The sequence below is a fragment of the Enterobacter cloacae complex sp. P1B genome, assembly GCF_014982345.1.
GTDB classification, from domain to species: Bacteria; Pseudomonadota; Gammaproteobacteria; order Enterobacterales; family Enterobacteriaceae; genus Enterobacter; species Enterobacter bugandensis.
Map to the genome: position 1 here is coordinate 166,209 of NZ_JADCLF010000013.1, position 10,462 is coordinate 176,670.

The 10,462-nt window shown below is 50.6% G+C and carries 10 protein-coding genes and 1 pseudogene; 2 read left to right on the forward strand and 9 right to left on the reverse strand.

The features are described 5' to 3' along the window. Positions 1-14: 14 nt before the first annotated feature. Together INF77_RS23250 and dbpA are read left to right on the forward strand one after the other, a co-directional pair. Complete coding sequence (locus tag INF77_RS23250) at positions 15-179, forward strand: hypothetical protein (RefSeq protein ID WP_305143948.1); 165 nt, start codon at positions 15-17, stop codon at positions 177-179. A 27-nt stretch (positions 180-206) separates the two neighbouring features. Then, positions 207-1,580: an ATP-dependent RNA helicase DbpA gene (dbpA, locus tag INF77_RS13620; protein WP_193532926.1), complete on the forward strand. Its 1,374-nt coding sequence runs from the start codon at positions 207-209 to the stop codon at positions 1,578-1,580. 42 nt (positions 1,581-1,622) lie between these two features. Here the strand turns inward: dbpA and ttcA are convergent, their stop codons facing one another. From ttcA to INF77_RS13660, 9 genes and pseudogenes are all read right to left on the reverse strand, one after another. Continuing rightward, positions 1,623-2,558 carry a tRNA 2-thiocytidine(32) synthetase TtcA gene (gene ttcA / locus INF77_RS13625; RefSeq protein WP_028013348.1) on the reverse strand — a complete coding sequence of 312 codons (936 nt, stop codon included), beginning with the start codon at positions 2,556-2,558 and terminating at the stop codon, positions 1,623-1,625. Between the two features lie 49 nt (positions 2,559-2,607). Beyond that, positions 2,608-3,846, reverse strand: coding sequence for a site-specific integrase (locus INF77_RS13630; protein ID WP_136431216.1), 1,239 nt, complete (start codon positions 3,844-3,846; stop codon positions 2,608-2,610). A 1-nt stretch (position 3,847) separates the two neighbouring features. Beyond that, positions 3,848-4,060 (reverse strand): excisionase family protein, encoded by a 213-nt coding sequence (gene xisR / locus INF77_RS13635; RefSeq protein ID WP_014884030.1) that lies wholly within the window; start codon positions 4,058-4,060, stop codon positions 3,848-3,850. A 64-nt stretch (positions 4,061-4,124) separates the two neighbouring features. Beyond that, the gene (locus INF77_RS13640) at positions 4,125-4,367 is read right to left on the reverse strand and encodes a DUF4060 family protein (RefSeq protein ID WP_020882485.1); all 243 of its coding nucleotides are present in this window, start codon (positions 4,365-4,367) and stop codon (positions 4,125-4,127) included. 38 nt (positions 4,368-4,405) lie between these two features. Further along, complete coding sequence (locus tag INF77_RS13645; protein WP_193532925.1) at positions 4,406-5,491, reverse strand: RecT family recombinase; 1,086 nt, start codon at positions 5,489-5,491, stop codon at positions 4,406-4,408. 9 nt (positions 5,492-5,500) lie between these two features. Further along, positions 5,501-8,191, reverse strand: a complete 2,691-nt coding sequence (locus INF77_RS13650) for a RecE family exodeoxyribonuclease (protein WP_193532924.1) — start codon at positions 8,189-8,191, stop codon at positions 5,501-5,503. A 139-nt stretch (positions 8,192-8,330) separates the two neighbouring features. Then, positions 8,331-8,495 carry a YdaE family protein gene (locus tag INF77_RS13655; RefSeq protein WP_047651444.1) on the reverse strand — a complete coding sequence of 55 codons (165 nt, stop codon included), beginning with the start codon at positions 8,493-8,495 and terminating at the stop codon, positions 8,331-8,333. Next, a pseudogene (locus INF77_RS23255) lies at positions 8,488-8,643 on the reverse strand (hypothetical protein); the annotation flags it as partial. The gene INF77_RS13655 and the pseudogene INF77_RS23255, both read right to left, overlap by 8 nt. A 452-nt stretch (positions 8,644-9,095) precedes the next feature. Next, positions 9,096-10,391, reverse strand: a complete 1,296-nt coding sequence (locus tag INF77_RS13660) for a hypothetical protein (RefSeq protein WP_131634501.1) — start codon at positions 10,389-10,391, stop codon at positions 9,096-9,098. Positions 10,392-10,462: the final 71 nt, after the last annotated feature.

Genomic DNA, 10,462 nt, shown 5'->3' on the forward strand with positions numbered 1-10,462 from the left:
GCATTTTACTCGCTCTGCTACTGCAACACGCGCGTCAGTCCGATCCTGTTCCCACCGATCCCGTGCCGATGCCCGATCCCATTCCGCGTCCGCAGCCGATGCCAGACCCGCCGCCGGACGAAGAACCGATTAAATTGTCGCATCGAACCCCGAGATCTGCGAGGATACGCGCCATCTGACCGTAAAGATGACCACGAGAGATTATTGTGACCGCTTTTTCTACCCTGAATGTTCTGCCTGCCGCCCAACTCGACAACCTCAACGAGTTGGGATACCTCACGATGACGCCTGTTCAGGCGGCCGCGCTACCCGCTATCCTTGAAGGCCGGGACGTGCGCGTGCAGGCGAAAACGGGCAGTGGGAAAACGGCCGCTTTCGGTCTTGGTCTGCTGCAGCATATTGACGCGTCGCTGTTTCAGACCCAGTCACTGGTGCTGTGCCCGACCCGCGAGCTGGCAGACCAGGTCGCGGGTGAACTGCGTCGCCTGGCGCGTTTCCTGCCCAATACCAAGATCTTAACCCTCTGCGGTGGGCAGCCGTTTGGCGCACAGCGCGATTCGCTCCAGCACGCGCCGCACATTATTGTCGCGACGCCCGGCCGCCTGCTTGATCACCTGCAAAAAGGCACCGTTTCGCTCGATGCCTTAAGCACGCTGGTGATGGACGAGGCGGACAGGATGCTGGATATGGGCTTCAGCGATGCCATTGATGAAGTGATCCGCTTCGCGCCGGCCGATCGTCAGACGCTGCTGTTCTCTGCGACCTGGCCTGAAGCCATCGCCGCGATCAGCGGTCGCGTGCAGAATAATCCGCTCACCATTGAGATCGACAGCGTCGATGCTCTGCCGGCCATCGAACAGCAGTTCTTTGAAACCTCGCAGCAGGGAAAAATCCCTCTCCTGCAGAAACTGCTGAGCCAGCACCAGCCTGCGTCATGCGTGGTGTTCTGTAATACCAAAAAAGACTGCCAGTCGGTTTGTGATGCCCTGAATGCGGCGGGGCAGAGCGCGCTGTCGCTGCACGGCGACCTGGAACAGCGCGATCGCGATCGGACGCTGGTGCGCTTTGCTAACGGCAGCGCGCGCGTGCTGGTGGCGACCGACGTGGCAGCACGCGGCCTGGATATCAAATCCCTTGAACTGGTGGTGAACTATGAGCTGGCATGGGATCCTGAAGTGCACGTCCACCGTATTGGTCGCACTGCTCGCGCCGGAAACAGCGGGCTGGCCATCAGTTTCTGCGCGCCGGAAGAGGCGCAGCGCGCCAATATTCTCTCTGAAATGTTGCAGATCAAACTGAACTGGGTGAACGCGCCGGGGAACGTCAGGCTCGTGCCGCTGGAGGCCGAAATGGCGACGCTGTGCATTGATGGCGGCAAAAAGGCCAAGATGCGACCGGGGGATGTGCTGGGCGCACTGACCGGAGATGTGGGGCTGGAAGGGGCGGATATCGGGAAAATTGCGGTTCATCCGGCACACGTGTACGTGGCGGTTCGCCAGGCGGTTGCGCATAAGGCGTGGAAGCAGCTGCAAAACGGCAAGATTAAAGGCAAAACCTGCCGCGTACATCTGCTGAAATAAGGCATAAAGCGTCTCAGAAGGTCCTTCTGAGACGCCCATCGCTTATTTCACTTCAAGCACGTTCAGACGCAACTCTTCGAACTGATTGTCCTCGTCTTCCGGCTGCCAGCCCGCAGGCTGCATTGGGATCTCTTCCCGGTCAAACGCCAAATCGCCACCATTCACCACCTCCGAGCCGTGGTTGATACCTTTGAAGTCGAACAGCTCTACGTCAGCGAGGTGGGAAGGAACCACGTTCTGCATCGCGCTGAACATGGTCTCAATACGGCCCGGATAACGTTTGTCCCAGTCGCGCAGCATGTCGCCGATCACCTGACGCTGCAGGTTCGGCTGTGAGCCGCACAGATTGCATGGAATGATCGGGAACCCTTTCGCCTGAGAAAAACGCTCAATGTCTTTTTCCCGGCAGTAGGCAAGAGGGCGGATCACAATATGCTTGCCGTCATCGCTCATCAGCTTAGGCGGCATGCCTTTCATCTTGCCGCCGTAGAACATGTTAAGGAACAGCGTTTGCAGGATATCGTCGCGGTGATGGCCCAGCGCAATTTTGGTCGCGCCCAGTTCCGTTGCGGTACGATAGAGAATGCCGCGGCGCAGACGGGAGCAAAGCGAGCAGGTGGTTTTCCCTTCCGGGATCTTCTCTTTCACGATGCCGTAGGTGTTTTCTTCGACGATTTTGTACTCAACGCCCAGCTGTTCAAGATATTCCGGCAGAATGTGCTCCGGGAAGCCTGGCTGTTTCTGGTCAAGGTTGACCGCCACCAGGGAAAAATTCACCGGCGCGCTTTGCTGAAGATTACGCAGGATCTCCAGCATGGTGTAGCTGTCTTTACCCCCTGACAGGCAAACCATGATGCGGTCGCCTTCTTCAATCATGTTGAAGTCCGCAATGGCCTCGCCCACGTTACGGCGCAGGCGCTTTTGCAGTTTATTCAGGTTGTATTGCTCTTTCTTTGTATTTGATTGATTTTCTTGCATTTATTACTACCTTCGGAGCCAATAGGGGCATAATAGGGGCAAAAATTTTTCAGCGTGCCAGCTTATCGTTAAGCATCAGCACCTGTTCGCCATTCATTTCTTCAATCCACGCACCGTAGACTTCATAAACCATTTGCGCGTTTTCATGCCCCATCTGGCTGGCTATGAAAGACGGGTTAGCGCCGGCAGATAACAGCCAGCAGGCAAAAGTATGCCGCGTATGGTACGGATTCCGGCGGCGAATACCAGCACGTTTTACAGCTGCGTTAAATCTGGAGCCGATACTCGATAAAGAGTAGTAGGCTTTCTGTTTGCCCTTGCGCATCCTGGGCATGAAAACAAATCGCAAGTTTTGATATTCCATCGCACCATACTCACGGTGATGAAAAACAATCTCGGTTTTGGGCTGTAATGAAGTCAGCGTACGCTGTGCCTTCAAGGCCTCCAGTGCTGGCTCTAATAGAGTGATAACTCGATCACCTGCATCGGTTTTTGGTGGGACGAACATTCCTAGCGCATTAAGGTTGCGCTGTATATGAGCCGTACCTTTTTCCCAGTCGATATCTTCCCAGGCAAGAGCTGCAAGCTCTCCATGACGGACACCAGTATAAACTGCGAACGTCCACATATTGAGGCTTTGGCCACGCTCGGATTCCGCAAGCAAACTAAACTCCTGCTTCGTTAAAGGATCCGGTTTTACTTTCCCTTTGTGTAGTTTCTTGATCCCTTCAAAGGGTTTGCCACTGATAAAGCCAGATTTGTGTGCAAACCGAAGAAGGGAGCACAGAAGCGATATATAGTTGTTAACGGTACGCACAGTGCGTCCCTGTTTGTTACTTCTGGGATTTGCCAGGTAAAGTGTCTCACCGTTCAACAGCTCCTTTCTGTATTTCAGAATGTCGCTGTGGCGTATAGTTGAAACAGGCGTATCTCCGTTAATGATGTGCATTAACGTACCGAGTTGTGAGCGCGTCTTACGCATGGTATTCGCGCTAATTTCGGTTTCTTTAATGCTCGTCCACAGTTCACACAGCTCTGAAAAGGTTTGAACTGAAACAGTGGTTACGGTTTTTTTTGCTCTGGACGATGAAGGAAAGCGCTGGTGGTAATCAAACTCTCCAAGGTTGATCTCACTAACGATCACAGCCCGAAGATTCCCGGCTTTTTTGATGTTCGCCGGGGTGTTAATCCAACCTTTGAGGATTTCTCGGCAACGCTTTCCTCGGTACATAAACCAGATACAAATCTTATTGTTTCTGATTTCGACACCTGTAGGCAAAGCTGCCATCTTACGCATCCCTTATTAACTGATTAATTCTCGGATAGTTGTACCAGGTTGTGCCACGCAAGGTTTTTTCTCCGGAAGGAGAAACCCGTTTAAAATGGACACCTTCCACCCAACAGCCCTGGCGATACTTCTCAATCTGTCGTTCGGTCAGGCCTGTTTTTTCTGTGAGTCTTGCGCCAACAACCCATTCTTCGTTAAAAATTACCTGCGACATGGTTCACCTCAGGTAACCGGCATGAGTATAGATATGCCGGTCTGTAGTCGTTGATATTTCAGTTTCAGTTTGCCTGGCCGGGCAGGGAACGCAGTCGGCGCATGCCGGTCATTGCTGTGGCCACGTAGCTTGCCTTGCAGTTGACCACTTCAACCCAGACCTTCACGCCTTCCACTCTCACCGTATAAGTCTCTTTCATCTTGCTGCGCCCATAATCACCATATCTTTGCTGGTGGGCTGCGAGTGCGATTTCACATGCCTGGCGAGCTAAAGGGGATTGCTTACTGCCTCTATTAATCAGTCGCATTTCTTCTCCTTGAGGGAGGGTTTCCCCTCCCGATCTCGTTAGTCCACGTATTCCGGTTTCATATCCGCCAGGGTGATGCTGAACTGACCATGCAATTCGTCGCCCAGATGGCGTTTAGACGATGCAAGAACGCGCTCTACCTCTGCGAACCGCGCAGCTGCATCGGGTTCATCTGAAGGTGGCAAGGAATTGATTGCTGCTTCGACTTTGTTCCGTGCATCAACCAGGTAATAACGCTTCACGGCCTTGTTTTTCAGCTCAGTGAACAGGGCAGAACCCAGCGTTGCTTTCACGGTTTCAATATCTGCGCGCAGAGCTTTAGCGCTATCCACGTCCTGAGCCGCCTCGATGCGGTCACGAAAATCATCAGCAAGTGCATCGATGTTTTGAGCGGATTCCTGAGCCGTTTGAGTGGTAGTGACGTTGTCACCTGAAATGTCTGCAAGGCTAACGTGCTGCACCGGTGCAGGGTTTACCTCTCGTTCTTCTCGTCGATCATCCAGCTCATCAGGGGTGTAAACGCCCAGAATCACATCCGGGCAGAACAGTCTCGCCCAGCGTTTGACGGCCAGGTACGCCAGTTGCTGGCGAGGATCGTCTGCCCAGAGAGTAGAATTTCGGGTACGGGCCTGAGCCAGCAGCAAATCGAGTTCTCTCGGCTGATCCTCACCTTTAAGCGTTGCGCGGATGATGATGCCGATTCCGGCTTCATCAGCAAGGGTCCAGCCAGGGGCCCGGTACTCGCCTTTGTCGCCTTTACGGATATGGAATTTCCCAACAACCTTTTCCCATGGCCCGTACCATTCATATTCAAAGCGGCTGGCCAGCACGCCGCTTCGTGAAATGACGGCATTAACCAGCTGCGCTTCATACCCGAGCACACCGTTAATAAGGTGCGTCTTCTGCGCCACGGCAAAGGGATTCATCTGCCACTGTGCCGCTTGCATCGCTACAGCCATGCAGTCGGCCTGATTGCCCTGCAGATGCTTAGGAACTGTAGCGGTGCCCTGCGCCATGATCTGCGCAAACGTGCTGATGGCATTCAGATACTGGGAATCAAACAGAGCCACATTAGAGTTAATAACGGTGTTCTGGTCAGCAACGGTAACGTTTGTGTTATGCATAAATCCCCCTTAAGCCTGAGCGCGCAGCGCTTCGAGGCGGCGCAGGTCGAAGTCGTTCAGTTCATCGGTGTAATCGGTAGTGATCGGCGCTGGCCATTCGCCCGTGTCGAATCCGGTTGCGATGGCGCGCATCGTTTTGCGGTACTCGAGCATGCCCAGTTCCAGCAGTTCGGTGGACGCCTCAATGATAGCGATCCAGTGGTAGTTCTCGTCTTTGTTGACAAAAATCCAGAAGAACTGGTCCAGCGCCGCGGTCTCGCAATACATAGCCGCACTGAGGTGGTAGTCCCGGTCAATGATTTCCCGGTGCAGTCTGGCGCGCAGGCTTTCCTGCTTCACATTCCACATGCTGATGGTTTTCAGGTCCGCACCGATGCGCACGCCGTCCAGTTCAATCTCGAGGTCAGGGCGTACACGCACTTCTAATCCGGTTTCGTCGTCGAAACCGAAATAGCTCACTTCAACGGCGCGGCTTGGATGTGTTAGCAGCATGCCCGCGGTCGGGTGCGCCAGTAGTGCGGACTGAATTGCTCGCGCGGTGGCCAACTGCTGGCGGGTAACCAAAATCTTTTCGCCAGGGTTGTCGCGCCAGGCATCCAGCAATTCGTCGGCGAACATGGCATCGGGCTTAACTGATTTAACTGCCTGGATCATGTCTGCTTTAGTACCAGACACTTTCAGCGGTGTAGGTTTCTGCGCTTCTTGTGCCACCAAATCAGGATTGATGATCGCTAATTGTTCGAGCAGCGCGTCGCGGCTACCGTTTGTTTTCACCTGCGGCGGCAGGGTAGCGTTGTACTCTTTGATGCATGCCTTCATTGCCGTTGCTGTCTGCTTCTGGCCTTCTTCAATACGCTGGAACTCAGCAGGGAGAACCATATAGCTTTGAGCCGTTTCTTCCAGGCTGCCGCCAAGCGGCACTTGAGCGGGAAGGGATGCGTTATGTTCTTCAAGCAACGCTTTAATCTCGTCGGCGCTCAGCAGCGCCGGCAGGCTGGCGTTGTACGCGTCAATGAACTCGCGCAGGGTTGCGGTGGTGGTGAAAGCACCCTCCGGGATCTCAGGTTCTACGCTGAACTCTGCTTCGAGGTTTTCCGGCTGCAGTGCAAGAGCGTGCACCAGATTTCCCATATCCAGCACTTTGGATGCTGTTCGCGGGATGGTTTTAGCCACATGGCGCGCGTTGAAGTACATCAGGCTAACGCGGGCATCTTTTACCTGGGTTGAGCTAATACCGTTTGCTGCGTGATAAACATGATTCGGCAGACCTTCGTAGCGGCCAGGCTCGAAGTAAGCCGGATATTCGATTACGGGCTCTGACTGCTGATCTTCCGGCGCTAGGGAATCTGTCTGCGTATTAGCTGCATCAGTGCTTTCGCTTGGTGGTACCGAACCAACATCTTCGTCTTTCTCTGGCTTAGCCGTTTCCATCTGCACATCGCTGGTGGTCTCCGCTGCGTTTTCCGTTTTTTCGACTTCATTTGAGGAGGTATTGACGACCGGTTCGGTATTTCCACCCATCAGGCCATCGATGGAGAACACGCCGCTGCCGAGATTTTCAACCTGCGGTTGTTCACCTGGGGCTTCAGTCTCAACTGCAGGGGTAGGCAACGGCAGTAGCTCCAATGCAGAGTTAAACTCAGCAGTCATGGTTTTATTCACAAACTCAAGATGAGCCGCTGGCGTGTGGTGGATGTTTTCCGGCGCTATGCGGATCAGATTGAAGATTGCCGCACGGTTCACCTCCAGTACGCCGGGCTGATTACGCAGGATGGCGCTCCATGACTTCCATGGCTCTTCTTTCTTCCACACGATTTCTTTGGCGCGACGTAAAACGCTTGATGGGATTTCAAAGTGATGGAAATCCATAGGCAGCAGGGCGCATGCGATCTCAAGATCGAGAGTGTCCAGAGTGTGGTGCGCGCCTTCGCCGCGATCCGTTACATGGCCGCCGTCTGCATTGGTACCAGAATCAGTGCGCTGAACATTACTGATGCGATTACCGTTAGCCCATTCGCGAACGAGAATGCCGCGATCGATATGCTCGGTGTTGAACCAGGTCTTAAAGAAATGAATTACCAGCGATAACTCTGTCCGTTTCCCGTCTAATGGGAAGACAGTCTTCAGAGCCTCAACAACCCGGGCAATTTCGAATTCAGTCGCTTTTTTGAACGCATCGACATTCTCTGCAGCGAGCAGCATGTTTTGAACGTAGCTGTTATCTACATCCATCTCGAGTTGCTGAATTTCTCTCTTCTGCTCAGTGTCGATGTGATAGGCGTACTCGTCAGAAATGAACTGAGCCAGAATGCGCTGACGCAGTGGGAGCGTAGCAACCGTGAGCAGCTCAGGCATCTTTGTGTCGGTAACAGTAATACTGCAAGTCGACTGCTCAGAAGAGTTCTGGTAAGAATCTTCATGCTGTAACTTCACTTTCCACGTACGCTGGTCTTCGTCCAGTTCGTAGCGTTTGCACCAGGTGTAATCCACTGTGCTTTCTTCAGGCAGATCGTTGTAAACAGGGAAATCGGTGCGAAACGGTTTGGCATAATCCTTACCGCGGCCGGTTTCAATACCGGCATCTTCCAGCTCAACATCGAGCTGCAGGTTGGCACGGGCTTCTGATTTCGCAGTGAACCAAATCACTGCATCATCTTTGCCTGATTTCTGCGTAGCCTTAACTACATAGAAAAATTCCATGTGAGATCCTCTTTTTTGGATGTAAGATCCCCGGGCCAGAGAAAGCGCCCATTGGGTGAACTTTGGTTTTTTAAGTAGTTTCCGGTGTAACTTTGGTCGGGAGCACCGGACGTACGGGCCGCCTTGCGCGGCTTATACGTTATGCCTCGTGGGCCATCTGGTCGTACGAAGCACAACGTTCAGAGCAGTATTCTTTTTCTTTGCGCGCCAACTGCGCGCCGTTGCGATAGAGAAGGGTACTTTTGACTACTTTCTCCGGTTCAACCGGCTTGCCGCAGTACCCGCATTTCGTTGAGTTACACATCTGGATTCCCCTTTTGCGCCAGCAGGTAGCATAAGCGGCGAAGAATCACTTCGAACAAGTTAAGTTTTACGGCCTGCTGCCGTCCTGGTTTGCGTGCGAAATCAATCATTCTCACCCTCGTTTGCCTTCTCGCCGGCCAGCGGAACGTTTACACCTGATGCGCGTCAATCTCTCCACCTCATCCGACTATTCGTATGCCGTCGGCGGCTACTTCGTGGGCATCCTGCCTTGGTGGGTCGTGGTGCGTCTTTGCAAGAATAATTAAACACAAAGTTTAGTTGGGTGTCAACAATATGGGTATTTTTATATAAACATAAAGTTTATGTTGCGGCGAGACTGATCCGAACTAGAGAAATTTTTTCGTTGTCAGGAGGGCGAAACTTAATGAAGCAGAGATGCTTGGGAAGTTGGACTAGTAGAGGAGAAGGCGTAATAGAAACCCGGCTCGTTAGCCGGGTTAGTACTTATGCTGCTTTAAAACTGTTCAGCACACTTTGCTGTTCAGTTTTTTGACTTTGCTTGTTTTTGTATATCTCTCTGAATTTATTGACAATTATTGTTTTCTCAAGTTCTTTCATAGTGTCCCCTTTTGTTAGTGCTTTACTCATTTTTGCTAAAGAAATGATGATTGAGTTCTGGAGAGAAATAGTGCTTACGTTTCACCCAAATAAAACCGTCTGTTTTAGATATTAATGCAACATCAATTGGACCACCAACAGTTTCATGATCATCTGATACTTTTCGTTTGAAAGCGGTCAAATTAACTAAAGATTCTGCCATATAAGCTAGTTCTTGCTTAGGCAGAAAAGACAGCATACTCATAACTTTCTGGTTATAGTTCATGTTGATAAAAGAGTTAACACTTGCCTCAGCAGTCGGTATGTAGCCTTCTGTATTTACTTTTATTTTTTCGTAAAGTTCGGACGCGAGCTCAACTGGCAATGATTCTTGTAGGACAGTTTGCACTTGACTCAACGTCTCATCATGGCAGTTCGCATACGTTTGTTGACCATGAATCAATAGATCGTCGTAGCAACCTTTTAAAAATAGTTGTACCTCTTGGTCTTGAGCATATGGAATTACATTTGCATCTGAACTCACAGAGCTCTTGGCAATATTGAATATTTTCCTAACTTTATTACCTAGGAATCCAAAAACGTCAAAAGCTAATATAGAAGGGTAATACTCGTCATTACCAAACCCTGCGAAAACAATACCACTTGTAATGCCTAAAGGAGATTTTTTTGTAGATGTCAAAGAGAGAATGGTGAGGATTTTTTGTTTAATTTCCTCTGGAACGCCTCGGTCATCACTAATTATAAAATCGTTACATAACGTATCTAAGTAATTTGAAATGATGTTGAGGGAATCCCGTGCGTCGTTTTCGTCAAAGTCTTCAAAATATGGACAGTCGTTTAACAATGAAATGAAATCATCAAGGTAAGTGTTTGTTATTGAATGATATTCATCTATGGTAACCACGCGAGCAATTTTAACAGATTCTTCTTCAGCTAATTTGTTAATGTCCTTAAACATTCCGGGCATAATGTCATTAAAGTGAAATGCCATTATGTAATTCTCGCGCATTTGTTTCGTGATTATTTTGTCGTTGCTTGAAGCATAATTAAAAAATGCCTGACACCATTCATTCAATGTCGGATATGATGTGTCTTTGTTTTCTGCTCGGAAACTTTTAATTAATAGCTCCCAAGGTGCACCACACACTTCACTATTTCCATAAATCATTACACCTACTGGATGGTGTTTTGATAAAGTAAAAAGTTTTTCTGAGCCATTATATATTTTTTTATGAACACCATTACTTGTAATGGTTGCTGCTGAGTCTGCAGCTAAGGCAATGGCGGTTTTGTTAAAAATTGCTATTTCTGCAGTCATCTATAATTTCCTAAATTCATGAAGTTTAGATAAGATAAACTATCTGCACGACCTCATTAAATCATTATAAA

What these genes read in the sequence shown, in the direction of transcription:
- INF77_RS13640 (WP_020882485.1), bottom strand. Translation starts at nt 4,367, where the DNA reads ATGCGACTGATTAATAGAGGCAGTAAGCAATCCCCTTTAGCTCGCCAG.
- INF77_RS13630 (WP_136431216.1), bottom strand. Translation starts at nt 3,846, where the DNA reads ATGGCAGCTTTGCCTACAGGTGTCGAAATCAGAAACAATAAGATTTGT.
- ttcA (WP_028013348.1), bottom strand. Translation starts at nt 2,558, where the DNA reads ATGCAAGAAAATCAATCAAATACAAAGAAAGAGCAATACAACCTGAAT.
- INF77_RS13660 (WP_131634501.1), bottom strand. Translation starts at nt 10,391, where the DNA reads ATGACTGCAGAAATAGCAATTTTTAACAAAACCGCCATTGCCTTAGCT.
- INF77_RS13655 (WP_047651444.1), bottom strand. Translation starts at nt 8,495, where the DNA reads ATGTGTAACTCAACGAAATGCGGGTACTGCGGCAAGCCGGTTGAACCG.
- INF77_RS13645 (WP_193532925.1), bottom strand. Translation starts at nt 5,491, where the DNA reads ATGCATAACACAAACGTTACCGTTGCTGACCAGAACACCGTTATTAAC.
- xisR (WP_014884030.1), bottom strand. Translation starts at nt 4,060, where the DNA reads ATGTCGCAGGTAATTTTTAACGAAGAATGGGTTGTTGGCGCAAGACTC.
- INF77_RS13650 (WP_193532924.1), bottom strand. Translation starts at nt 8,191, where the DNA reads ATGGAATTTTTCTATGTAGTTAAGGCTACGCAGAAATCAGGCAAAGAT.